The organism is Streptomyces sp. NPDC002671 (assembly GCF_053592475.1).
Window position 1 is genome coordinate 249,797 of sequence record NZ_JBSFVU010000003.1, and the last position, 23,872, is coordinate 273,668.

The window sequence follows — 23,872 nt, forward strand, 5'->3', positions numbered from 1 at the left end:
TGTCCACGGGCAACCCACAGGCTGAGGCCGGTTGTCCCCAGCGATCCCCGGCTTCTCCACATGGCTGTCCACTGTTCGGCAACGCAACGCACCCGCTCACCGCGTCGAGTGAAAGGCGTCACACGAAGATGCCGGATTGGGGTGTGGGAAACGTGGGTAAATCTGGGGACGCAGCTGGGGAGAACTGCCCTCAGGCTGTGGGCGGGGTGTGCAGAACTTTCTGTTCTCCACAGAAACCCCTGGTTGTCCACGGCCTGCACCCACAGGGCCGGTGGATAAAAATCCCGCTCTGACCTGGGAAAACAGGGTTATCCACGGTATCCACAGGCCCTACTACTACTCCCGACTAGAGAGAGCTGGGAATCCGTTTCGAAGCGGGACCTGTGCACAACTCGCTCCGCCGTGCCCGGCTGCCCCTCCGCCCGACTTGACCCCGACGGGCACCTACTGTCAGTGCGGTGCGTCAGACTGGTCCCCGGTGTCCTTCCCTCCGCAGTGGGCGGTGACACCGAGTCGGAGGACTCAGTAGCAACAGCAGGAGGCGGCTTACGGTGAAGATCCGGGTGGAACGCGACGTACTCGCGGAGGCAGTGGCCTGGGCGGCACGCAGCCTTCCGGCCCGTCCGCCGGCGCCTGTCCTCGCCGGCCTGCTGCTGAAGGCCGAGGACGGCCAGCTGAGCCTGTCGAGCTTCGACTACGAGGTGTCCGCGCGGGTGAGCGTCGACGCCGAGGTCGAGGAGGAGGGCACCGTCCTCGTCTCCGGCCGTCTGCTCGCCGACATCTCCCGTGCCCTGCCCAACCGCCCGGTGGAGATTTCCACAGACGGTGTACGGGCGACCGTGGTCTGCGGCTCCTCCCGCTTCACCCTCCACACCCTGCCTGTGGAGGAGTACCCGGCGCTGCCGCAGATGCCGAGCGCGACGGGCACCGTGCCCGGCGAGGTCTTCGCCGCCGCCGTCTCCCAGGTGGCCATCGCCGCGGGCCGTGACGACACGCTGCCGGTGCTCACCGGTGTGCGCATCGAGATCGAGGGCGACACGGTCACCCTGGCCTCCACCGACCGCTACCGCTTCGCGGTCCGCGAGTTCCTGTGGAAGCCGGAGAACCCGGACGCCTCCGCGGTCGCCCTGGTCCCGGCCAAGACGCTGCTGGACACCGCCAAGTCCCTCGGTGCCGGTGACAGCGTCACGCTGGCGCTGTCCGGCTCGGGTGCGGGCGAGGGCCTGATCGGTTTCGAGGGCGCGGGGCGTCGTACGACCACGCGGCTGCTCGAGGGTGACCTGCCGAAGTACCGCACGCTGTTCCCGACCGAGTTCAACTCCGTCGCCGTCATCGAGACCGCGCCCTTCGTGGAGGCCGTCAAGCGTGTGGCCCTGGTGGCCGAGCGCAACACCCCGGTGCGGCTGAGCTTCGAGCAGGGCGTGCTGATCCTGGAGGCCGGGTCCAGCGACGACGCACAGGCTGTGGAAAGGGTCGACGCGCAGCTGGAGGGCGACGACATCTCGATCGCCTTCAACCCGACGTTCCTGCTGGACGGTCTGAGCGCGATCGACTCCCCGGTGGCGCAGCTGTCGTTCACGACGTCCACGAAGCCGGCGCTGCTGAGCGGGAAGCCGGCGGTGGATGCCGAAGCCGACGACGCGTACAAGTACCTGATCATGCCGGTGCGGTTGAGCGGCTGACGTTTTCCACAGCTGTGCACAGTGCCGGGTGCCTTGAGGGTGCCCGGCGCTGTTGCTGGGCGGGGGTTGGGTCGCTTGCCGGCGGCGGGCGTTTTCGCAGGTGAGCGCGTATGCCCACAGCTGTGCACGAAGGGTCGCGATTAGGCTCGGACCCCGGGCACGAAGGTGCCCCGAACGCCACCAGCGACCCTAAGGAACACAACTGATGGAGCTCGGTCTCGTCGGACTCGGCAAGATGGGCGGCAACATGCGCGAGCGGATTCGCCGCGCGGGCCACACCGTCGTCGGATACGACCGCAATCCCGACCTCGCGGATGTCCACAGCCTGGAAGAGCTTGTGGGCAAGCTCAGCGGTCCGCGCGTGGTCTGGGTGATGGTCCCGGCCGGTGAGCCCACCCAGTCCACGATCGACGAGCTGGCTGAGCTGCTGAAGCCCGGCGACGTGGTCGTGGACGGCGGCAACTCCCGCTGGACGGACGACGAGAAGCACGCCGAGGAGCTGGCCGCCAAGGGCATAGGCTTCGTCGACTGCGGCGTCTCGGGCGGCGTCTGGGGCCTGGAGAACGGCTACGCGCTGATGTACGGCGGCGACGCCGAGAACGTCGCCAAGGTGCAGCCGGTCTTCGACGCGCTCAAGCCGGAGGGCGACTTCGGCTCGGTGCACGCCGGCAAGGTCGGCGCGGGCCACTTCGCGAAGATGGTCCACAACGGCATCGAGTACGCGATGATGCAGGCCTACGCCGAGGGCTGGGAGCTGCTGGAGAAGGTCGACTCCGTCACGGACGTCCGTGAGGTCTTCCGCTCCTGGCAGGAAGGGACCGTCATCCGGTCCTGGCTGCTCGACCTCGCGGTCAACGCGCTGGACGAGGACGAGCACCTGGACGGGCTGCGCGGTTATGCACAGGACTCCGGTGAGGGACGCTGGACTGTGGAAGCCGCGATCGACAACGCGGTCCCGCTGCCCGCGATCACCGCGTCGCTGTTCGCGCGGTTCGCCTCCCGCCAGGAGGACTCGCCACAGATGAAGATGATCGCCGCGCTGCGCAACCAGTTCGGCGGCCACGCCGTAGAGAAGAAGTAGTCCACAGATCCACAGGGTCGCCTCCGCGATCCACAACCCCGGGGGAGGTCGGCGAAACGACCATGCACGTCACGCATCTTTCGCTGGCCGACTTCCGCTCGTACGCCCGGGTCGAGGTCCCGCTGGACCCGGGCGTCACCGCCTTCGTCGGCCCGAACGGCCAGGGCAAGACCAACCTCGTCGAGGCGGTCGGCTATCTGGCCACGCTCGGCAGCCACCGCGTCTCCTCCGACGCCCCGCTGGTCCGCATGGGCGCCGAGCGGGCCGTCATCCGGGCGCAGGTCAGGCAGGGCGAGCGGCAGCAGCTGATCGAGCTGGAGCTGAACCCCGGCAAGGCGAACCGCGCCCGCATCAACCGGTCCTCGCAGGTCAGGCCGCGGGACGTGCTGGGGATCGTACGGACCGTCCTGTTCGCGCCCGAGGATCTCGCGCTGGTCAAGGGCGATCCCGGTGAGCGGCGCCGCTTCCTGGACGAGCTGATCACCGCCCGCGCCCCGCGCATGGCGGGGGTGCGCTCGGACTACGAGCGGGTGCTCAAGCAGCGCAACACGCTCCTCAAGACCGCCGCCCTCGCGCGGCGGCACGGCGGGCGCTCCATGGATCTCTCCACCCTCGACGTGTGGGACCAGCACCTCGCGCGCGCGGGCGCCGAGCTGCTCGCCCAGCGCCTGGACCTGATCGCCGCGCTGCAGCCGCTGGCCGACAAGGCGTACGAGCAGCTGGCCCCCGGCGGCGGCCCGGTCGCGCTGGAGTACAGGCCGTCCGCGCCCGGCGAGGCGCACACGCGCGAGGACCTGTACGCGCAGCTCATGGCGGCCCTCATGGAGGCGCGCAAGCAGGAGATCGAGCGGGGCGTCACCCTGATAGGCCCGCACCGGGACGATGTGATTCTCAAACTCGGCCAGCTGCCCGCGAAGGGCTACGCCTCCCACGGCGAGTCCTGGTCCTACGCCCTCGCCCTGCGCCTGGCCTCGTACGACCTGTTCCGCGCGGAGGGCAACGAGCCGGTGCTGATCCTGGACGACGTCTTCGCCGAGCTGGACGCGCGCAGACGGGAGCGGCTGGCCGAGCTGGTCGCGCCCGGTGAGCAGGTGCTGGTCACCGCCGCCGTGGACGACGACGTACCCCATGTACTGGCCGGTGCCCGGTACGCGGTGGCCGACGGGACGGTGGAGCGCGTATGAGTACCGAGGAACCCACCCCGAAGGCCACCGGGAACCCGAAGGAGCCCGGGAAGGCGCCCGAGCCCTCCGGTGTCGACCTCGCGCGCGTGGCGTTGCGCGCCGCGAAGGAGCAGGCACGCGCGCGCGGGGATGCGGCGCGGCAGAAGAAGCAGGCCCGGCGCGGCGGCGGTCTGCGCTCCGGCGCGCGCGCCGACGGCCGCGACCCGATGGCGCTCGGCTCCGCGATCAACCGGCTGATCACCGAGCGCGGCTGGGAGACCCCGGCCGCGGTGGGCGGGGTCATGGGCCGCTGGCCGCAGATCGTCGGGGCGGACCTGGCCAAGCACTGTGTGCCGCAGCGGTACGACGAGGACGAGCGCGTGCTCACGGTCAGCTGTGACTCCACGGCCTGGGCGACCCAGCTGCGGCTGCTCGCGCCGACGCTGGTCGCCCGCCTCAACGAGGACCTCGGCCACGGCAGGGTCCGGCTGCTCAAGGTGCAGGGCCCCGGCGGCCCGGCCCGCCGCTACGGCCCGCTGCGCGCTCCGGGGAGCACAGGGCCCGGCGACACGTACGGCTGACCCTCCCCGAAGACCCCTAAGGCCCCCCGAAGGCACGTGAGGTACGGGTGACGTACCTCACGTCACCCCTGCCCAAGTGCGGTGCGGTTCCATCCCCGTGCACAGGCGCGTTCCGGGCCTGGCACACCGTCGTACACAGGTGTGGATCGCCATCTGACCCGGGAGTAGCCAAGGGTTGACGGCTCGAAGCGCTGAGTGCCGCTGTGAGCCGCTTGAAGCCCCCTTCCGTATATCGGGACCCGGCCGAGACCGGTTGAGGGCGGCACATGGGGACTCAGGTACCGGCAAACCCCCATCACTGTCGGCGCTACCGGTAGACTGGAACGTAATCCCGCCCCAATCGTGGGGACCGCCCGGGAAAAGCTGAGCAACGCTGATCAAGGCTGACCAACGCAACATGCCGCAGCCGCTCCGGCAACCTGCCGAAGAGCCCGGCTCGTGCTGTGCCAGAAAGGGCGCTTCGTGGCCGATTCCGGCAACCCCAACGAGAACATCCCGTCCACCGACGCCGGCGTGAACGGCGAGGCCGCAGACTCGGGCGCAGCCTCCGCCTCCTACGACGCCAGCGCCATCACCGTGCTCGAAGGGCTGGACGCGGTCCGCAAGCGGCCCGGCATGTACATCGGCTCCACCGGCGAGCGCGGTCTGCACCACCTGGTGTACGAGGTCGTCGACAACTCGGTCGACGAGGCGCTGGCCGGGTATGCGGACACGATCGACGTGACGATCCTCGCCGACGGCGGCGTGCGCGTCGTCGACAACGGCCGTGGCATCCCCGTGGGCATCGTGCCCTCCGAGGGCAAGCCGGCCGTCGAGGTCGTGCTCACCGTGCTGCACGCGGGCGGCAAGTTCGGCGGCGGCGGTTACGCCGTCTCCGGCGGTCTGCACGGTGTGGGTGTGTCCGTCGTGAACGCGCTGTCCACGAAGGTCGCCGTCGAGATCAGGACCGACGGCCACCGCTGGACGCAGGACTACAAGCTCGGCGTCCCGACGGCCCCGCTCGACCAGCACGAGGCGACGGACGAGACCGGCACCTCGGTCACCTTCTGGGCCGACCCCGACATCTTCGAGACCACCGAGTACTCCTTCGAGACGCTGTCGCGGCGTTTCCAGGAGATGGCGTTCCTCAACAAGGGTTTGACGATCAAACTCACCGACGAGCGCGAGTCGGCGAAGGCCACCAGCGGCGCGGACGAGGCGGGCGCGGACGAGAGCGCCGAGGTCAAGGCGGTCACGTACCACTACGAGGGCGGCATCGTCGACTTCGTGAAGTACCTCAACTCCCGCAAGGGAGAGGCCGTCAACCCCACGGTGATCGACCTGGAGGCCGAGGACAGGGACAAGAGCCTGTCCCTCGAGGTCGCGATGCAGTGGAACAGCGGCTACAGCGAGGGTGTGTACTCCTTCGCGAACATCATCCACACCCACGAGGGCGGTACGCACGAGGAGGGCTTCCGCGCGGCCCTCACGAGCCTGATCAACAAGTACGCGCGCGACAAGAAGCTGCTGCGCGAGAAGGACGACAACCTCACCGGTGACGACATCCGTGAGGGTCTGACCGCGATCATCTCGGTCAAGCTGAGCGAGCCGCAGTTCGAGGGCCAGACGAAGACCAAGCTGGGCAACACGGAGGCCAAGACCTTCGTGCAGAAGGCGGTCTACGAGCACCTCAACGACTGGCTGGACCGCAACCCGGTCGAGGCGGCGGACATCGTCCGCAAGGGCATCCAGGCGGCCACCGCGCGCGTGGCGGCCCGCAAGGCGCGCGACCTGACCCGCCGCAAGGGCCTGCTGGAGTCGGCGTCCCTGCCGGGCAAGCTGTCGGACTGCCAGTCCAACGACCCGACCAAGTGCGAGATCTTCATCGTCGAGGGTGACTCCGCCGGCGGTTCGGCCAAGTCCGGCCGCAACCCGCAGTACCAGGCGATCCTCCCGATCCGCGGCAAGATCCTCAACGTCGAGAAGGCCAGGATCGACAAGATCCTGCAGAACCAGGAGATCCAGGCGCTGATCTCCGCCTTCGGCACCGGTGTGCACGAGGACTTCGACATCGAGAAGCTCCGCTATCACAAGATCATCCTGATGGCGGACGCCGACGTCGACGGCCAGCACATCAACACCCTGCTGCTGACCTTCCTGTTCCGCTTCATGCGGCCGCTGGTCGAGGCCGGGCACGTGTTCCTGTCCCGTCCCCCGCTCTACAAGATCAAGTGGGGTCGGGACGAGGTCGAGTACGCGTACTCGGACCGTGAGCGCGACGCCCTGCTGGAGCTGGGCCGCCAGCGCGGCAAGCGCGTCAAGGAGGACTCGATCCAGCGCTTCAAGGGCCTCGGCGAGATGAACGCCGAGGAGCTGCGCGTGACCACGATGGACCAGGAGCACCGAGTCCTCGGTCAGGTCACGCTGGACGACGCCGCCCAGGCCGACGACCTGTTCTCGGTCCTGATGGGCGAGGACGTCGAGGCCCGACGCCAGTTCATCCAGCGCAACGCCAAGGACGTCCGCTTCCTCGACATCTGAGTCGGTCTCAGCTGACCGCACCAGGAAGGATCTTCACCAGCAATGGCCGACGAGAACACCCCGAGCACTCCCGAGATTGAGGGCGGCGAGACCGTCCAGCGTGTCGAGCCCGTCGGGCTCGAGACGGAGATGCAGCGCTCGTACCTCGACTACGCGATGTCCGTCATCGTCTCGCGTGCGCTGCCCGACGTCCGGGACGGCCTCAAGCCCGTCCACCGCCGTGTGCTGTACGCCATGTACGACGGCGGCTACCGCCCCGAGCGCGGCTTCTACAAGTGCGCCCGCGTCGTCGGCGACGTCATGGGCAACTACCACCCGCACGGCGACTCCTCGATCTACGACGCCCTGGTGCGCCTCGCCCAGCCGTGGGCGATGCGGATGCCGCTGGTGGACTCCAACGGCAACTTCGGCTCTCCGGGCAACGACCCGGCGGCGGCCATGCGCTACACCGAGTGCAAGATGGCGCCGCTGTCGATGGAGATGGTCCGCGACATCGACGAGGAGACCGTCGACTTCACGGACAACTACGACGGCCGCTCCCAGGAGCCGACCGTCCTGCCCTCCCGCTTCCCGAACCTGCTGATCAACGGCTCCGCCGGTATCGCGGTCGGCATGGCCACCAACATCCCGTCGCACAACCTGCGCGAGGTCGCGGCCGGCGCCCAGTGGTACCTGGAGAACCCGGAGGCCACGCACGAAGAGCTGCTGGACGCGCTCGTCGAGCGCATCAAGGGCCCGGACTTCCCGACCGGCGCCCTGGTGGTGGGCCGCAAGGGCATCGAGGAGGCGTACCGCACCGGGCGCGGCTCCATCACGATGCGCGCGGTCGTCGAGGTCGAGGAGATCCAGGGCCGCCAGTGCCTGGTGGTCACCGAGCTGCCGTACCAGGTGAACCCGGACAACCTGGCGCAGAAGATCGCCGACCTGGTGAAGGACGGCAAGATCGGCGGCATTGCGGACGTCCGCGACGAGACGTCGTCCCGTACGGGCCAGCGTCTGGTGATCGTCCTGAAGCGCGACGCGGTCGCCAAGGTCGTCCTGAACAACCTGTACAAGCACACCGACCTGCAGACGAACTTCGGCGCCAACATGCTGGCGCTGGTCGACGGCGTGCCGCGCACGCTGTCCCTGGACGCGTTCATCCGCCACTGGGTGACGCACCAGATCGAGGTCATCGTCCGCCGGACCCGGTTCCGGCTGCGCAAGGCCGAGGAGCGCGCGCACATCCTGCGCGGCCTGCTGAAGGCCCTGGACGCCATCGACGAGGTCATCGCGCTGATCCGGCGCAGCGAGACCGTCGAGATCGCGCGCACGGGCCTGATGGGTCTGCTGGAGATCGACGAGATCCAGGCGAACGCGATCCTCGAGATGCAGCTGCGCCGGCTCGCCGCCCTGGAGCGCCAGAAGATCGTCCAGGAGCACGACGAGCTCCAGGCGAAGATCACCGAGTACAACGAGATCCTCGCCTCGCCGGTCCGCCAGCGCGGGATCGTCAGCGAGGAGCTGGCGGCGATCGTCGAGAAGTACGGCGAGGACCGCAAGACCAAGCTGATCCCGTACGAGGGCGACATGTCCATCGAGGACCTGATCGCCGAGGAGGACATCGTCGTCACGGTCACGCGCGGCGGCTACGTCAAGCGGACCAAGACGGACGACTACCGGGCGCAGAAGCGTGGCGGCAAGGGCGTGCGGGGCACGAAGCTGAAGGAAGACGACATCGTCGACCACTTCTTCGTCTCCACCACGCACCACTGGCTGCTGTTCTTCACCAACAAGGGCCGGGTGTACCGGGCGAAGGCGTACGAACTGCCCGAGGTCGGCCGGGACGCGCGCGGCCAGCACGTGGCGAACCTGCTCGCCTTCCAGCCGGACGAGGCGATCGCCGAGATCCTCGCGATCCGCGACTACGAGGCGGTGCCGTACCTGGTGCTGGCCACCAAGTCCGGCCTGGTGAAGAAGACGCCGCTGAAGGACTACGACTCGCCGCGCTCCGGCGGTGTCATCGCCATCAACCTGCGCGAGCGGGAGGACGGTTCGGACGACGAGCTGATCGGCGCCGAACTGGTCTCGGCCGAGGACGACCTGCTGCTGGTCAGCAAGAAGGCGCAGTCGATCCGGTTCACCGCCTCGGACGACACCCTGCGCCCGATGGGCCGTGCCACCTCGGGTGTGAAGGGCATGAGTTTCCGCGAGGGCGACGAGCTGCTCTCGATGAATGTGGTCCGACCCGGTACGTTCGTGTTCACTGCCACCGACGGTGGGTACGCGAAGCGGACCGCCGTCGACGAGTACCGCGTCCAGGGCCGCGGCGGCCTCGGCATCAAGGCCGCCAAGATCGTGGAGGACCGTGGTTCGCTCGTCGGCGCGCTGATTGTCGAGGAGCACGACGAGATCCTCGCGATCACCCTGTCCGGCGGTGTGATTCGTACGCGAGTCAACGAGGTCAGGGAGACGGGCCGTGACACCATGGGCGTCCAACTGATCAACCTGGGCAAGCGCGATGCCGTGGTCGGTATCGCACGTAACGCCGAGGCGGGGCGCGAGGCGGAGGAGGTCGACGGCGATGAGCCCGTGGACGAGACCGCCGAGGATGCCGCGACCACCGGCACGGACGAGGGTGAGGCGCCCTCGGCCGAGTAGCACGAGGAGAGAGTCATCGTGAGCGGAGCCACGGGCGCCGGATCGGCCGGTACCTCCACGGGTACGGAAACGGACGGCGGCGGCCGTGGCTCCGCCGCGCGTGCGACGGATTCGCACACGACGCAGCTGCGCAAGGTCGACGCAGGCCAGGCCGGCACTCCCGCAACCGAGGCGCATGGATCCCAGGGGGGAACTGTGACGGACACCCGAGGCCCGCAGATCCAGCCGGGCATGGCCCCGGCCGAGGGGCGGTCCACGTCCCCGCTGCCCGGGGAGCGGCGCCCGGAGCAGCCCGCCGGGCCGTACCACCCGCCGCAGGCCTATCCGGCCCAGGAGCCGGCCGGCGTACGCCGGCCGCGCACCGGGGCGCGCACCACGCCCCGCGTCCGCAAGGCGCGGCTGCGCGTGGCCAAGGCCGACCCGTGGTCGGTGATGAAGGTCAGCTTCCTGCTCTCCATCGCGCTCGGCATCTGCACGATCGTCGCGTCGGCGGTGCTGTGGATGGTCATGGACGCGATGGGCGTCTTCTCGACGGTCGGCGGCACGATCTCGGAGGCGACGGGCTCGAACGAGGCGAACGGCTTCGACCTCCAGTCGTTCCTCTCCCTCCCCCACGTCCTGATGTTCACGACGATCATCGCGGTCATCGACGTCGTCCTCGCGACGGCGCTCGCGACGCTCGGCGCGTTCATCTACAACCTCTCGGCGGGCTTCGTGGGCGGCGTGGAGCTGACCCTGGCCGAGGACGAATGACGGTCCCCCGACAACCGATTTTGGGACTGACGTGGTCGTGCGCTAATCTTCAGGAGTCAGCGCGCGGGACACATACCGCAAAGCGCGGCGGGGCTATAGCTCAGTTGGTTAGAGCGCATCCCTGATAAGGATGAGGCCACAGGTTCAAATCCTGTTAGCCCCACCAGTACGAAGACCCCCGGTCCAGCAGGACCGGGGGTCTTCGGCATGTACGGAGAGCCGTGCGGAAGGCCGTGCGGCGGGCAGAGAAGTGGGCAGCAAAAGGCCCGACCGCTGGCGACGGGGGATGCACCAGCGATCGGGCTATGGCCAAGGGTAACAAGGTTGCCTGAGGCATGGGGCCAAGTCCGGCGGAATTCGGGATTGTTGGCCGATCATCGTCGAATCGGCCGTGGTTCCTCCACCGTTTCTCCAGCGCTTATCCGTCGCACGGGGGGTCGTAGGACAGGCGCGGCAGGTACTCGTGCCACCGTTGCCGGGTCAGGACGTCCGGGGTGACCGCGCAGATGTGACGGATCGCCTGCTCGGTGTCCAGGCTCCACAGGCGGACCGTGTCGGTGCCGCTCGACACCCCGAGCACGTTGCTGGCCGGGCTGAAGGACAGGAAGTTGCCGGCCTTGGCGTTCGGGCTCATCGACTGGCCGATGGGTGTGGCCTCGGAGGGGCGGGTGACGTTCCACAGCCGGACCGTGTTGTCGTCGCCGCCGCTCGCCAGGGTGTTGCCGCTCGCGCTGAACGTGAGCGAGGTGACCGCCTCGGTGTGGCCGGTGAGGGGGGAGCCCAGCGGGCTCGCCGCACCCGGGTCGGTGACGTCCCACAGGCGGACCGTGTCGTCGTCGCTGCCGGAGGCGAGGGTGTGCCCGTCCGGGCTGAAGGCGAGCGCGTTGACGGGCCCGGAGTGCTCCGTGAGTGGCCGTCCGAGCGGTACGACGCGGGCCGGGGCCGTCACGTTCCACAGGCGGACGGTGCTGTCCGCGCTGCCGGAGGCGAGCGTGTGGCCGTCCGGGCTGAAGGCGAGGGCGTTGATGTAGCCGCGGTGGCCGGTGAGCGGCGGGCCGAGCGGTACGGCGCGGGCGGGGTCCGTGACGTTCCACAGCCGGATGGTGCGGTCGTCGTAGGCCGTGGCCAGGGTGCGGCCGTCCGGGCTGTAGGCCAGCGCGTCCGGGCCCATGAACCGGGTCCGCAGGGCCAGGGGGTGCCCGAGCGGCTCGGGACGGGCCGGCCGGCGTACGTCCCACAGGTACACCGTGCGGTTGCCCGTGAGGACGGCGAGGGTGTGGCCGTCGGGGGAGAACACCATGGCGCGCTGGCCGCCGTCCGCGCGCATGAACGGTTCGCCGAGCAGCACGGGCCGGCCGGGGGCGGTCACGTTCCACAGCCGGATGCGGCCGTCGCGCCCGGCGGTGGCGAGCACCTTCCCGTCCCGGCGGAACGCTCCGCCGCGGCCGATCATGTCCGACGTCGGCACCGACCACAGGCGGACCTTGCTGTCGCCGCTGCCGGTGGCGAGGGTGTGCCCGTCCGGGCTGAACCCCAGGGCGTACATCTCGCCGCTGCTGCCCGCGAGCGGCTCGCCGACCTGCGAGGGCGACGCCGGGTCGCTGACGTTCCACAGGCTGGCCGTGCTGTCCGCGCTGGCGGCGGCGAGCATGCCGCCGCGCGGGCTGAAGGCCACCGACCAGATGGGACCGGTGTGACCGGTGAGCGGGCCGCCGATCGCCGCCGCGCGGGACGGGTCGGTCACGTCCCACAGGCGGATGGTGTCGTCCGCGCTGCCGGAGGCGAGCGTGTGCCCGTCCGGGCTGAAGGCCAGCGAGTGCACGAGGTCCGTGTGGCCCTTCAGCAGCGGGGGCAGCCGCTTCGGCCGGCCCGGGGCGTGCACGTCCCACAGGCGGATCGTCTGGTCGTCGCCGCTCGCCGCGAGCGTGCGCCCGTCGGGGCTGAACGCCACGCAGCGCATCGCGGCCGAGGAGCCGCGCAGCACGCCGAGCGGCGTCGGCCGGGCGGGGTCGGAGACGTTCCACAGCCGGACCGTGCGGTCCTCGCTGACGGAGGCCAGCGTGCGCCCGTCGGGGCTGAACGCGACCAGGTAGATGGTGCCCGTGTGGCCGGTGAGGGGCTTCCCGAGCGGGGACGGCCGCGCGGGGGAGCGCACGTCCCACAGCCGGATCGTGCCGTCGTCGCCGGCGCTGGCGAGGGTGTGCCCGTCCGGGCTGAAGACCGCGCTGGACACCCAGCTGGTGTGGCCGGTGAGCGGCTTCCCGAGCGGCCTGGGCCGGCTCGGGTCGTGTACGTCCCAAAGGCGGACGGTCCGGTCGTAGCTGGCGGTGGCCAGGGTGCGGCCGTCGGGGCTGAAGGAGGTGAGGTAGACCGCGCCGGTGTGGCCGAGCAGCGGGGTGGCCAGCGGCGCGTTCACGATCGAGAGCAGCCTGCTGGTGGTGCCCTTGTCGTGCGAGCGCAGCCGGTGCGCCACCAGGTCTAGCTGGGCGGCCAGCGACGGATCCGTGTGCTGCACCCGGTCGGCCTCGGCGAGCACCTGCGCGAACACGGCGTCGTCCCGCTGCTGCCAGGCGAGCACCGCCGAGCCCGCCGCGAGGACGGCGAGGGCCATCACGACCGCCACCGCGCCCCGGCTGATCCACACCGTGCGCCTGCGCAGCCGTACCGAGGCGGCCAGGAACTCCATCGCGCCGCGCGTCAGATAGGTGTCGCCTGCCGAGCCGGCCCAGCTGCGGGCCTGTTCCAGCCGGGAGCCGCGGTAGAGCAGCGAGCTGTCGCGGCCCGAGTCCTCCCAGGCCCGGCCGTCCTCCTCCAGCCGCTGGCGCAGCAGGTGGTCGTTGCGGCCCTCGACGATCCAGTGCCGCAGCCGCGGCCAGGCGTGCAGCAGCGCCTCATGGGTGATCTCGACCGTCTCCGCGTCGAGCGTCACCAGCCGGGCGCGCACCAGCGCTTCGAGCGACTCCTGCGTCTTGCCCGGGTCGGTGGACTCCGCCGCCAGCTGGCGCCGCGTCCCTCGCCTGCGCGTGGCCTGCGTGTCCTCGCCCAGCCGGACCAGCCGCAGCAGGAGCAGCCGCGCGGCCGTACGGGCGGCGGGGTCCAGGCCGGACCAGGCGCGCTCGGCGGTCGCCGCCACCGCGCCCTGGATGCCGCCGGCCGCGCGGTATCCGGCCAGCGTCAGCTTCCCCGCCTTGCGGCGCTGCCAGGTGGCGAGCAGGGCGTGCGACAGCAGCGGGAGCACCCCGGCGTCGTGCTCCCCCATAGCCCGAAAGGCATGGGAGGTACCCCCACCGCGCGGCCCGTCAGCGCTGACCTCGCGGACGATCAGCTCGGCCAGCCCCGGTTCCAGCTCCAGCCCGACGGCCTTGGCCGGGCCGGTCACCGCCTCGCGCAGCTCCGCGGTGGTCAGCGGGCCGAGCACCATGTGCCGGTGCTGGAGCGCGTCGGCGAGCTCGGGATGGCGCAGGCACTGCTCGTAGAAGTCGGCACGGATGCCGAGGACCACCAGCACGGGGGCGCCTTCGCCCAAGGCGCCGGGCGAGGTGCAGGCGGCGTGCAGGAGCTGGATGAAGGTACGCCGGTCCGCCTCGTCGGCGCAGAGGGTGAACGTCTCCTCGAACTGGTCCACGATGACGACCGGACGCACGTCCGCGGGTGCCTCGCGGCGGGCCCACTCCCGCAGGGCCGCCCGTACCGCACGGCCGGTCGCCGGGCTGTCCGCCCCCGGCGCCGCCGGGTTCTCCGCCGCCGCCAGCTCGGCCTCCCGCGCGCGCTCGGCGACGGGGGCCAGCTCGGGTATGCACCGGGTCAGCTCGGCCAGCGGATCGGCTCCGGGGACGAACTGGAGGACGGCGCCGGGGCGATCGGCCGGGTCGTTCGGAACGTTCGGGTCGGTCGGTTCCGTGGAGGCGGTGGGGGCAGCGGTGCGTTCGGCGGGGTCCGCTCCGGCCAGGTCGGCACCGTGGCCGTGGTCCGTCAGGGCGCCGTCGCGTACGGCGGGCACCAGGCCGGCGTTCAGCAGCGACGATTTTCCGGCTCCGGAGGCGCCCACCAGCATCACCAGGCCGCCCGTCTTCCCGGCGGCGTGGAGCTGGCAGACGAGGGCTTCGGTGCTCCGCTCCCGGCCGAAGAACCAGCGGGCGTCCTCCTGGCGGTACGGCGACAGGCCCCGGTAGGGGCACACGCCGCCGGTGACGGGCGGGGCCTGGGCCGCCGCTGCCGGGGTCTCCGCCTCGGCCGGTGCGGGCCGCTCGCCGGCCGGGTCGGCCACCGCCCGCTCCCACAGCCGCTGCCAGTGGGCCAGGTCGTACAGGCCGCTGGAGACCGGGACGGGCCGGGCGCGCCGCGCCTCGGGTATCAGGATGTGCAGGACCGCGGCGAGGGCGGTGAACTGCGCGGGAACGTTCTTGGCCCGCCGCCAGTCGCTGATGCGCTGGGCGGACACGCGGACGGGGCGCCCGCGCTCGTCGACCCGCTGCAGCCGGACGACCCCCTCGGACACGCTCTTGAGAGGAGGGTTCCCGGCCTCCTTGTAGAGCAGCGCGAGGCGCTCGGCGAAGGCTGTGCGTGCCCCTGAGTCGGAACTCAAGGTCCCACCCCTTACTTCCCCCGCAGCTGGACGTCCGGACCGGAAAACTCACCTTATACGCCTGACCTGCGGATTAGCCCAGGACCGGAGACCGGAATCTCCTCGTCGGCGAAAACAGGTGGCAGGATTTCGACGCAGTGGCAGAGCGGTCACGCACCGTCTGGACAGACCACCGGCTCAGCGCTCAAAGAGGCAGCCCATGGCGCCGAAGGTTCTCGGTCAACATCCGTCGAAGCGTATGACGCAGGTCATTTGATCCATGATTCGTTCGATTCGTGCCCGTTTCGCCGACTTGGCATGAGTCGACTGCCCCGTACCGTCCGGTACCGGTCCCCGCGTGGGGAGGGACCGGTGCCGGACGGACAGGGGTCTCGCCCTGCAGTGCCCTGTGTCGCCCTGTCTCGCCCTGGAAATCTGACGTGCCGTCAGTTAAGGTTCCGGCCCGCCTGCCGTTCGCCCATGGGGTGAGAAGGGGTGTGTGCCATGGAGAAGCGTCCCCCGTGCCCGCGACCGCCCGGTGCACCGCGCTGGGTCGCGATGTTCTACCAGCCCTCCCGGGACTCCTGGGCGGTGGGCGCGGAGTCCCCCGACCGGGGGCCCGTGCTGTACGCCGTCGGGGACATGACCCAGACCGTACGGGCGCGCGGTGACGAGGCGACCGTCGCCCTGTGGGGCCCGAAGGACGGCGACTGGCACCGCTTCGACGCCTGCGGCCCCCAGGCCCGCGCCACCGCGCCGGAACCGCCCCCGGACGGCCCGGGGGAGCCGGCCCGGCTCGCGGAACGCATGACGGACCGCCGGCACCAGGTGCTCCTGGCCGGTCTGAGCAGGGCGGGCCTGTACGAGCTGACCCCCGAGGACGGCGAGGCGGTCCGCGAGATGGCCGACCGGCTCGGCGAACCGACGGTCCGCAGGGTCGCCCACTGGCTCTCCGTGGCCGGGGACGGGCGCTGACGCCGGTTCGGCGAGCGGTCCGCAGGGCAGTTACGTCCTCGAAGGCCCCGAGCTGACCGGAGGGACGCATGCCGGAGGGACGTATGAAGGTCTCCGTGGACCGGAATCTCTGCTACGGCTCCGCCGAGTGCGCGCACCGGGCTCCGTCCGTGTTCGCGTTCGAGGACGGCTACGGCGTCGTCCGGCCCGGCCGGGAGGCGGCCGGGGACGATCCACAGGTGCGGGAAGCGGTGCGGGAGGCAGCCGAGAAGTGCCCCTCGCAGGCCATCGCCGTCGCCGAGTAGCCGAGGAGCCGCGGAGCAGACGGAGCCGGCGCCTCAGTCGTCGGTGCCGGCCGTGTAGCGCCAGCCGAAGTTCGCCAGTGCCCGGGCCCTGGCCTCCGCGACCGCCATGCGGGCCGTGCGTTCGGCGGGGTCGACGTGGGAGGCCTGGCCGGTGGCCTGCCCCTCCCACTTGCGGTACAGCAGGCCGACCTCCGCCGAGAACCAGCCACGGCTGACCGCGTTCAGCGCCAGCAGCAGCCCGGTGTCCTCCGAGGCCGGCAGGGCCATCCAGCCGCCCAGGGCGGTCAGCAGCTGCCGGCGGACGCACAGGGTCGCCGGGTGGACCTGGGCGCGGAACCCGTTCTCCTTCCAGAAGGAGAGCACGGCACCGCGCTCGACGGGGCCCTCGTCCGGGTCGCCGGGGAAGCCGACGGTCGAGCCGTCCGGCAGCAGGTCGAGCACCCGGGACGTCGTCCAGCCGATCGTGCCGTCCGCCTCCAGCACGGCCAGGTCGCGGGCGAGCGTGCCCGGCGGCAGCTGGTCGTCGGCGTCCAGGACCTTCACGTACGCGCCCGAGGCGTGCGCCAGCGCGATCGTCCGGGCGACGCCGGGCCCGCCCGGACGCCCCTGGCGGAAGGTCACCCGCTCGTCGTCCGGGACGTACGGGCGGACGTCGTCCGTGCTGCCGTCCTCCTGGATCACCCACTCCCAGTCCCAGCCGTCCGGGAGCCGCTGCTCGCACAGCGACTTGTAGGCCTCCGGCAGGAATCCGGCGGAGGGGCCGTGGACAGCGGTGACAACGGTGATGCGCCGGGTCACGGCGGCACTCACCACCTTTCCAGAGCAGTGGTGAAGAGCAACTCGGTACGGTCGCCCGGCAGTACGACGTAGGAGACCTCGACGACCCGGCCGCCGGTGTCGTACGAGGTCTTGCGGAGTGCGATCACCGGCGCGCCCGGGGGCAGTTCCAGCTCCCGCGTCTCCTCGGGCGTCGGTGGACGCGCCGTGAACCGCTCCTCGATGCGGTCGAGTTCGACGCCCACGGTGGACAGCTGATGGTGGGTGCCGCCGGGCCAGGGCTCGTTCGAGGCGTCCAGGAGGTCGGGGTTGGGTGCCACCACGCAACGCGGGAGGTAGGAGGTGACGAGGCTGAAGGGGGCCGTCTCGGCGGCGTGCCGGGTGCGGTAGCGGCGTTCGAGGAGAGCCGTGCCCGCGGGCACCCCGAAGAGCTCCGCCAGTTCCCTGGACGCCCCGGTCTCGCGGTACCGCGCCAGGAAGACGAGGTCACCCGTGGCCAGGCCGGTCTCGTGCTCGGTCGCGCCGGTCGAGGACCGGACGGCCGGCAGTTTGCGGACCCGGTCCTTCTCCCACTGGTGGCGCCGGTTGTCGCGCACGGCCTGGGTGCGCGGGGCGATCGCCCCGCACCCCTTCTCTTCGTATGCCTTGGGCACGGCTTCAGCCTATGACCAGCGGCTCCAGAACGCGCGAGACCCCCGGCCGGGCCCGGCCGGGGGTCGTTCCGTGTCGACTCGACTGATGTGCTGCGTACGCAAGTCGCCGTGGTGTCGAGTCCGCGGTGTCGCGCGCGTGCGGGCGGTCAGCAGTCGAGCGGGGCCGTGGACTGGGACAGGGACCCGGCGCTTTCGGCTTCCGTCTCGATGAGGGGTTCGTTGAGGGGTTCGTTGAGGGGCTCGGAGAGGTTCTCGTTGCTGGGCCGGTGCCGGCAGCTCGGAGACTTTCCGTGGGCCTCGGCCCCGATGCGCTGCTTGATCGTGGGGGGCAGGGCCGTGGCATGGGACCAGTACCAGGACCAGTAGGGCGTCTGCGGGATCGCCGGGACCGTCCGGTGCGGGGTGCTGTCGCTCTTCGGGTTCTCGGTCCGGGGTGCGGCCGTCGCGGTGGCGGTGGCGGCGGTGACGAGTCCGAGCGCCGTGCACAGCGCGAGGAAGGCGGTGACGATGGCGGTCCACAGCTTCATGACCTTGTTCTCGGTCATGGCCCCTCACTTTCAGGTTGGGCGATTTGCGTACTTTCCTCATGATGTGTATGGGGATCGCGAAGTGGTGGACCCACGCTCGTGGCGCGTCGATGTTCAGATCAACACCACTCGGATGGGTGCAAAAGAGGAAGGAAACGCTCAAAACCTGGTGAGGAGGAGCGAAGGGGGAGCAAACTAACCGTCCGTGCGGGTGTGATCACCCTCCGGTCGAAACGCCGTCGACCTGGCCTATTGCGCTGTCGGAGGCGGGAGTTGGGCCCCGACGCAGGTCACCGATCGATATCGGCCGGTGTGTATAGTCGGGCGCCAGAGGTCCACTACGTCAAGGAAAGACGAGGTCGCGCGGTGAAGAAGCTCCTCCTGGTCGCACTGGCCGCCATCGGCGGGCTCCTCGTGTACCGCCAGATCCAGGCGGATCGCGCCGAGCAGGATCTGTGGACGGAAGCCACCGACTCCGTGTCCACCGGTTCGTGAGTGCCGATACCAGAAACTGACACAGACCCCGGTCGCCCGAGCGGCCGGGGTTTCGTGTTGCCGGGCTCCGGTGGGTGGTGTACGGCCCCGGGTGGCGCCCGCTGACTGCGGTCCCGAGAGGGCGGGCGTTTCGGACGGCCGCACGCATTGCCCGGATGGCGCACCGGTGCGCGGGGCAGGATGGGCCACGGTCCGGGTGACGGGTTCGGTGCGGTTGCGTGGTGCGGAGCGGCTGGGGGTGCTGGTGCGGAGGCGAGGGCGTACGAGGGTGTGGGCGCCGGGCGTACGGCGGCTGGTTCGCGCCGTGGCCGTGGCCATGACGGTAGCCGTCGCTATGGCCGTGGGGGCGCTGCCGGGCGGGGCCGCGTACGCCGCGGGCGCGCGGCCGGGATCGTACGGCTTCGCGCCCGGCGCCGGCCGGGTCACGGGGGCTGAGGGCCCCGCTGACGCCGTACGGCTGGAGCCGGGCCGGACCTACCGCAGCTCCCTCCCGAAGAACGGCAGGCTGTACTACCGCCTCGACCTCGCCGCCACGACCACGGCGTACGTCCCCGTCACCGCCGTACCGCCCGCGGACGCCACCGTCACCGCCACCGACGGCATCCGCGTGTCGGTCCAGGACGCGCACGGGGGCTCCTGCTCCTTCGCCTCCGCCCGCTTCGGTGCCGGGCTCAGCCCCCGCCCCGTCACGGCCCTCGGCCGGCGCGAGCCCGGCAAGGGGCTGTGCCAGGGCCCCGGCCCGTACTACGTGCTCGTCGAACGCCTCGACGCCGAGGGCGCCGGCGCCGTGGCCCCGGCGCAGCGCTGGGACCTGGAGCTCGCGGCCGTCACGGAACCGCGGCTGGCGCGGACCGGGCCCACGACGGCTCCGCAGGCCGGGGACTCCGCCTCCCCCGAACCTCTCACCGGCAAGCCCGAGGACCGCTCCGGCGGCGCGGGCTTCACCTGGGCCCGCCCGCTCGGCCAGGGGGTCTGGCGCACCGGCCTGGCACCCGGCGAGACCGCCTTCTTCAAGGTGCCGCTCGACTGGGGCCGGCACCTTCAGGCCACCGCCGAACTGGGCGATGCCCCGGGCCGCGGCTACGTCGGCGGTGCGCTGAACCTCTCCCTCTACAACCCCGCGCGCGGCTACGTCGACGACACCGGCCTCGGCTACACCGGCACCGCGAAGTCCGCCTCCCTCAACCCGCTGCCGCCCGTCGAGTACGCCAACCGGTACGCCGTCATCGACCGGGACGCCGCCATGCGCTTCGCCGGGGACTACTACCTCGTCGTCCACCTCAGCCGGCAGCTGGCCGAACCGTTCGGACAGGGGCCGTTCCCCGTGACGCTGCGGGTACGGGTCGACGGGCAGGCGCACGCCGGTCCCGGGTACGCCGGGCGGCCCGAGCCGGACGGCGTCTTCACGGTCACGGACCAGGACCGGGAGGCGGCGCGGGCGGGCGCTACGGGCGGCACCGGGGGCGGTGGCACTGGGGGCGTCGGCACAGGAGGTGGCGGCGACGGCACCGCGATGAAGGCGGTCGCGGTCGGCGGGATCGGTACGGGTACCGCGTTGCTGCTGGTGCTCGGCGGCTGGACGGTCGCCGCCCGGCGGGCTCAGACGCGGGTCAGAGCCCAGAAGCCCACGGCGTAGCAGACCAGCGCCAGGAGCAGCACCGGGATCGCCACTTTGGCCGGGGGCCCGGGGCGCCGGTTCGCACGCCGGGCCCGCCGGCCGCGTACGGAGGGTGCCGACGGACGCGGTGGGGCCTGGGCGGTGTACGAAGCGGTGGAGCCGGTGGACCCGGTGGAGCCGTCGCCGTGGGGCCAGGCCGCCTGGGCCGGGTAAGCCGGAGGCGGGGGTGGGGGCGTGGGCGGGGAGTACGGCTGCTGGGGGTAAGGCTGGGGCGTGTACGGCTCCGGCGGGTACGGGGGCTGTGCGGTGGCCGACGGCGTCTGCGGCGGCGGGAGATGGAAGCTCCCCGTGTCCGACATGGTGGACGGCGGCGCGGCGGAGGGGAGGTCCTCGCCCGTGACCGCATGCATGCCGGAGTCGGTGCTGCCGGAGCCGGTATCGGTGTCCGTGCGGGAGTTCGTGGCAGCGCCCGCGTCCACGCCCCCGCCCCTGACCCACTCCGCCGCCACCCCCGAGGCGGCCTTGAGGGGACCGTCCGGGCCGAACCCGGGCGGCAGCGGTCCGAGTTGGTCGAAGATCTCGATCAACTCGTCGTCGACACCGGGTTCCGGGAGGAGTTCCACTGCGGCGGCGAGCGCCTTGCGCGCCCCCGTGGCGGTGCGGAAACGGGCCTCGGGATCAGGGTGGAGCAGGGCGGAGACGACCTCCCACAGCGGCTCGGGAATGCCCTTGGGGGCACCCGGGACGCCGTGTTCCACGAAGTACTCCACGAGCGCCTTGACGTCCGGCTTGGCTCCTTCGAGTAGATACACGGCGACCAGACCCACGGCGAACAGGTCGGCAGGGAAGTCCGGTTCGGCGCCGAGGAGTTGTTCGGGGGCGAGGTAACCGGGGGTGCCGACGACGAGGTTGGTCTCCGTCAGGCGGGGCTCGCCGAGCCGCATGGCGATGCCGAAGTCGGACAGCCGGAGGCGCGGCCGGCCGGTGCCGGTGGCTTCGAGGAGGACGTTGGCGGGCTTGATGTCCCGGTGGACGACGCCCTCGGCGTGGACCGCGGCCAGCCCGGACAGGAGCTGGTCGAGCAGGGTGCACACGAACGCCGGCGGGAGCGGGCCGTAGTCGCCGACCAGGTGGACCAGGGAGCCGCCGCCCACCAGCTCCATGGTGAACAGCACCTTGTCGTCGTCGGCGGCCCAGCTGGCCGGGGCGAGGACATGGGGGTGGTCGATCCGCAGGGCCTGCTCCCGTACGAAACGCAGGAGGGAGTGGGCATCGCGCTGCTGGAGCACCTTGGCGGCCACGTAACGCCGTCGGCGGTGGTCCCAGGCACGCCATACGGCGCCCACCCCACCGCGCCCGATCGGGTCGGCCAGCTCGTACCGGCCGGCGAAGACCTCACCCATGGCTGCGCGTCGCTCCTCCCCCTGCGGTTACCCCCCTTGCCTCCCCCCTTGCGCCCCCCTTGGAACCCCCCGCGCCCCCCTGCTGCTGCCTCGGCCCGGCCCCGGACCCCCTCCGGTGAACCGGGCCGCGGCGTCAGTTCTGGTGGGACTGGTAGTGCGCGACCGCGTCAGAGGTACGGCCGGCGCCGTAGACCCGGAGGAACTCTGCCAGCTCGGGGTGGGTCGGGGCGAGGGTGTCGGCGGCCTCGATGATGTCGCCGGCGGCAGCCACCGAGCGCAGCAGCGACTGGATCTCGCGGACCACCCGCTTGACCGTGGGCGCGCCCGAATTGTTCGTCGTGTGCGTGGTGTTGCTGAGCACCGAGCCCCCCTGCGACTTCTTGATCTCGTCCATGCGCTCGGTCGCCTCGGCGGCGCTGACGCTGCCGTCCGCGACCTGGGCCGCCAGATCCTGCAGCAGCTGCACCCGCTGGACCACCGCGGGATTGCCGATCTTGGCCCGCTGGCCGCTCATCAGCTGCGAGAGCATCGGAGCGGACAGGCCGAGGGCCGCCGCGAGCCGGGCCTGGTTGAGCCCGAGATCGTCGATGAGCTTACGGAAGAGCGCCCCCAGCGGCTCCCCGTACCAGTTCCGCTGCAGCTCGCGCGCTCTCGCGGTGGCTTCCTGCTGTGCGGCGTCCATTGCGTCTCCCCATCGCTTCCCCAAAAAATCCACGGTTCGCTGTAGCGAACCACGCCGAGCATCTTACGGAGCGTGGTCATCCTGGGGGAGCCCTAATCTTTTTGCGGGATACCGGGGGTGACCCGGTACTCTGTTCTGCGACGCCCACCGGGGCACAAACCCTCCGGCGGGGTGCTCACGTACGGGGCCTTAGCTCAGTTGGTAGAGCGCCGTCTTTGCATGGCGGATGTCAGGGGTTCGACTCCCCTAGGCTCCACTCGGAAATGCCCTCTGACCTGCGGAAACGCGGGTTCTGGGGGCATTTTTGGTGTGTACACGGTGCGCACGGGGGCGCAGGAGCGCTTGATGGGCATGTCCGTACGGCGGGCGCCGAGTGCCAACCGGTACGGCGCTCGGGAATCGACATCGTGTCCGGTGGTTGCTTTCGGACGGGTGAAGCGTCCGGTGCCGGGTTTTGCCGCTGGCATCCGTAGGGAAGCCTTTCCCCGTCCAACGGGGAGGAAATAGGACATCCCGGCTGGCGAGGTGTGGGGGTACACCGGCTGACGGCCGTACCAGGGACGGGGATGACATGGGCCGTTGGCAGCCGTTGCCCGAATCTCTCGAACCCGAAACCAGGGACCTGCTGGAGCGCATGCGGGCCCTCAAGGATGCGACGGGTATGAGCCTGGCCGAGCTGGCAAAGCGCACCGCGCACAGCAAGTCGGCCTGGCACCGCTATCTCAACGGCGAGAAGCCACCACCGCGTTCAGCGGTCGAGGCACTGGGACGGCTCAGGCCGGCCGACACGTCGGAGCTGCTGTGCCTGTGGACGCGTGCAGAGGCCGTGAGCGAACGGATCGCAGTCCCCCGGCAGCCTGAACTCCCGCCGTCACCGGAGCCCCCCGCACGCGGGAAACGCCGGCGACGCCACCTTCTGTCAGCCGCCGCCCTCACGCTCTCGGCCGCCGCTCTCGCCTGGCCGACCATCGCGGGATCGTCACTGCCGGCCGGCCGTCCGGCGCCAACGACTGCCCCAGCAGCTTCCCCGCCGTCGATGTTCCCGTCGATGTTCCCTGTCACCCTCGCGCCATGCCGGGGCGAAGGCTGCGAGGGCCAATATCCAACCCCGTCAGGCTGCACGGGCGACGCGCGAACGGAGAGCAGCGTGGCCACCTCCACCGTCTCGGTGCGGCTGCTCTTCAGCCCCAGCTGCGGTGCGGTGTGGACCGAAGTCTCCTCGCGCGTCGCCACGATCCGCGAGGTCTCCATCAAGGTGGAGCCGAAGGACGAGCTCTCCGCTCCGCCCAGCGACCGCTTCCCGACCAGCAGCCCGATGCTGGCCACGACCGACCCTCGGGCCGCCGAGGCATGCGCCGTCGCGGGAGACACTCTGGCCTGCACCAGCCCGGGCGGCGGCGGAGAGATCAGCCTCATCGGCGGCCGACAGGCGAACGCCGGAGGAGAAGACACCTGCCGGTTCCCCGCCGGCGCC

General features: G+C 71.0%; 17 protein-coding genes, 2 tRNA genes and 1 pseudogene. 14 read left to right on the top strand and 6 right to left on the bottom strand.

The features are described from left to right. Positions 1 to 551 precede the first annotated feature (551 nt). The 8 genes from dnaN (at position 552) to ACWD35_RS06030 (ending at position 10,586) form a co-directional block, all read left to right on the top strand. Entirely contained in the window at positions 552 to 1,682 is a 1,131-nt protein-coding gene (gene dnaN, locus ACWD35_RS05995; RefSeq protein ID WP_451349922.1) for a DNA polymerase III subunit beta, read from the top strand. Between the two features lie 205 nt (positions 1,683 to 1,887). Next, on the top strand, positions 1,888 to 2,763 hold the full coding sequence (gene gnd / locus ACWD35_RS06000; protein ID WP_451349923.1) for a phosphogluconate dehydrogenase (NAD(+)-dependent, decarboxylating): 876 nt from the start codon (positions 1,888 to 1,890) through the stop codon (positions 2,761 to 2,763). A gap of 62 nt (positions 2,764 to 2,825) precedes the next feature. Further along, on the top strand, positions 2,826 to 3,947 hold the full coding sequence (gene recF, locus ACWD35_RS06005) for a DNA replication/repair protein RecF (protein WP_451349924.1): 1,122 nt from the start codon (positions 2,826 to 2,828) through the stop codon (positions 3,945 to 3,947). Beyond that, on the top strand, positions 3,944 to 4,507 hold the full coding sequence (locus ACWD35_RS06010; RefSeq protein WP_451349925.1) for a DUF721 domain-containing protein: 564 nt from the start codon (positions 3,944 to 3,946) through the stop codon (positions 4,505 to 4,507). The genes recF and ACWD35_RS06010 overlap by 4 nt, the downstream gene beginning before the upstream one ends. A gap of 438 nt (positions 4,508 to 4,945) precedes the next feature. Then, complete coding sequence (gene gyrB / locus ACWD35_RS06015; protein ID WP_451349926.1) at positions 4,946 to 7,027, top strand: DNA topoisomerase (ATP-hydrolyzing) subunit B; 2,082 nt, start codon at positions 4,946 to 4,948, stop codon at positions 7,025 to 7,027. A gap of 42 nt (positions 7,028 to 7,069) precedes the next feature. Beyond that, on the top strand, positions 7,070 to 9,667 hold the full coding sequence (gyrA, locus tag ACWD35_RS06020; RefSeq protein ID WP_451349927.1) for a DNA gyrase subunit A: 2,598 nt from the start codon (positions 7,070 to 7,072) through the stop codon (positions 9,665 to 9,667). Between the two features lie 18 nt (positions 9,668 to 9,685). Continuing rightward, a complete protein-coding gene (locus ACWD35_RS06025; protein WP_451349928.1) occupies positions 9,686 to 10,420 on the top strand; it encodes a DUF3566 domain-containing protein in 735 nt (244 codons plus the stop codon). Positions 10,421 to 10,509: 89 nt separating this feature from the next. Further along, positions 10,510 to 10,586: transfer RNA gene (locus ACWD35_RS06030), tRNA-Ile, on the top strand. Positions 10,587 to 10,838: 252 nt separating this feature from the next. Here the strand turns inward: ACWD35_RS06030 and ACWD35_RS06035 are convergent. Then, positions 10,839 to 15,005, bottom strand: coding sequence for an nSTAND1 domain-containing NTPase (locus ACWD35_RS06035; RefSeq protein ID WP_451349929.1), 4,167 nt, complete (start codon positions 15,003 to 15,005; stop codon positions 10,839 to 10,841). A gap of 483 nt (positions 15,006 to 15,488) precedes the next feature. On the opposite strand from ACWD35_RS06035, the gene ACWD35_RS06040 reads away from it, so the two are divergent. Both ACWD35_RS06040 and ACWD35_RS06045 read left to right on the top strand, forming a co-directional pair. After that, positions 15,489 to 15,959 carry a hypothetical protein gene (locus tag ACWD35_RS06040; protein WP_451349930.1) on the top strand — a complete coding sequence of 157 codons (471 nt, stop codon included), beginning with the start codon at positions 15,489 to 15,491 and terminating at the stop codon, positions 15,957 to 15,959. Between the two features lie 83 nt (positions 15,960 to 16,042). Beyond that, complete coding sequence (locus tag ACWD35_RS06045) at positions 16,043 to 16,243, top strand: ferredoxin (protein ID WP_451350068.1); 201 nt, start codon at positions 16,043 to 16,045, stop codon at positions 16,241 to 16,243. A 33-nt stretch (positions 16,244 to 16,276) separates the two neighbouring features. Here ACWD35_RS06045 and ACWD35_RS06050 read toward each other — a convergent pair whose 3' ends face one another. From ACWD35_RS06050 to ACWD35_RS06060, 3 genes are all read right to left on the bottom strand, one after another. Next, positions 16,277 to 17,053, bottom strand: coding sequence for a glycosyltransferase family 2 protein (locus tag ACWD35_RS06050; RefSeq protein ID WP_451349931.1), 777 nt, complete (start codon positions 17,051 to 17,053; stop codon positions 16,277 to 16,279). Then, complete coding sequence (locus tag ACWD35_RS06055; protein ID WP_451349932.1) at positions 17,050 to 17,673, bottom strand: UTRA domain-containing protein; 624 nt, start codon at positions 17,671 to 17,673, stop codon at positions 17,050 to 17,052. Before ACWD35_RS06055 ends, ACWD35_RS06050 begins: the two co-directional genes overlap by 4 nt. A gap of 146 nt (positions 17,674 to 17,819) precedes the next feature. Beyond that, a complete protein-coding gene (locus tag ACWD35_RS06060) occupies positions 17,820 to 18,218 on the bottom strand; it encodes a DUF6344 domain-containing protein (RefSeq protein WP_451349933.1) in 399 nt (132 codons plus the stop codon). 348 nt (positions 18,219 to 18,566) lie between these two features. Between ACWD35_RS06060 and ACWD35_RS06065 the strand changes: the two genes are divergently transcribed. Beyond that, positions 18,567 to 18,695, top strand: a complete 129-nt coding sequence (locus ACWD35_RS06065) for a DLW-39 family protein (RefSeq protein WP_221886882.1) — start codon at positions 18,567 to 18,569, stop codon at positions 18,693 to 18,695. 316 nt (positions 18,696 to 19,011) lie between these two features. Then, a complete protein-coding gene (locus tag ACWD35_RS06070; protein WP_451350069.1) occupies positions 19,012 to 20,331 on the top strand; it encodes a hypothetical protein in 1,320 nt (439 codons plus the stop codon). Here the strand turns inward: ACWD35_RS06070 and ACWD35_RS06075 are convergent. Both ACWD35_RS06075 and ACWD35_RS06080 read right to left on the bottom strand, forming a co-directional pair. Then, positions 20,295 to 21,716 carry a serine/threonine-protein kinase gene (locus ACWD35_RS06075; RefSeq protein WP_451349934.1) on the bottom strand — a complete coding sequence of 474 codons (1,422 nt, stop codon included), beginning with the start codon at positions 21,714 to 21,716 and terminating at the stop codon, positions 20,295 to 20,297. The genes ACWD35_RS06070 and ACWD35_RS06075 overlap by 37 nt on opposite strands. 133 nt (positions 21,717 to 21,849) lie before the next feature. Next, positions 21,850 to 22,398, bottom strand: coding sequence for a DNA-binding protein (locus tag ACWD35_RS06080; protein WP_451349935.1), 549 nt, complete (start codon positions 22,396 to 22,398; stop codon positions 21,850 to 21,852). Between the two features lie 183 nt (positions 22,399 to 22,581). Between ACWD35_RS06080 and ACWD35_RS06085 the strand changes: the two genes are divergently transcribed. Both ACWD35_RS06085 and ACWD35_RS06090 read left to right on the top strand, forming a co-directional pair. After that, positions 22,582 to 22,654: transfer RNA gene (locus tag ACWD35_RS06085), tRNA-Ala, on the top strand. A 405-nt stretch (positions 22,655 to 23,059) separates the two neighbouring features. Next, positions 23,060 to 23,740, top strand: a pseudogene (locus tag ACWD35_RS06090) (DUF2690 domain-containing protein); the annotation flags it as partial. Positions 23,741 to 23,872: the final 132 nt, after the last annotated feature.

Bases quoted from the DNA above. Each gene is read 5' to 3' on its own strand.
- gnd (WP_451349923.1), top strand. From the start codon at position 1,888: ATGGAGCTCGGTCTCGTCGGACTCGGCAAGATGGGCGGCAACATGCGC.
- ACWD35_RS06060 (WP_451349933.1), bottom strand. From the start codon at position 18,218: ATGACCGAGAACAAGGTCATGAAGCTGTGGACCGCCATCGTCACCGCC.
- ACWD35_RS06080 (WP_451349935.1), bottom strand. From the start codon at position 22,398: ATGGACGCCGCACAGCAGGAAGCCACCGCGAGAGCGCGCGAGCTGCAG.
- gyrA (WP_451349927.1), top strand. From the start codon at position 7,070: ATGGCCGACGAGAACACCCCGAGCACTCCCGAGATTGAGGGCGGCGAG.
- ACWD35_RS06040 (WP_451349930.1), top strand. From the start codon at position 15,489: ATGGAGAAGCGTCCCCCGTGCCCGCGACCGCCCGGTGCACCGCGCTGG.
- ACWD35_RS06045 (WP_451350068.1), top strand. From the start codon at position 16,043: ATGAAGGTCTCCGTGGACCGGAATCTCTGCTACGGCTCCGCCGAGTGC.
- recF (WP_451349924.1), top strand. From the start codon at position 2,826: ATGCACGTCACGCATCTTTCGCTGGCCGACTTCCGCTCGTACGCCCGG.
- ACWD35_RS06010 (WP_451349925.1), top strand. From the start codon at position 3,944: ATGAGTACCGAGGAACCCACCCCGAAGGCCACCGGGAACCCGAAGGAG.
- ACWD35_RS06070 (WP_451350069.1), top strand. From the start codon at position 19,012: ATGACGGTAGCCGTCGCTATGGCCGTGGGGGCGCTGCCGGGCGGGGCC.
- ACWD35_RS06075 (WP_451349934.1), bottom strand. From the start codon at position 21,716: ATGGGTGAGGTCTTCGCCGGCCGGTACGAGCTGGCCGACCCGATCGGG.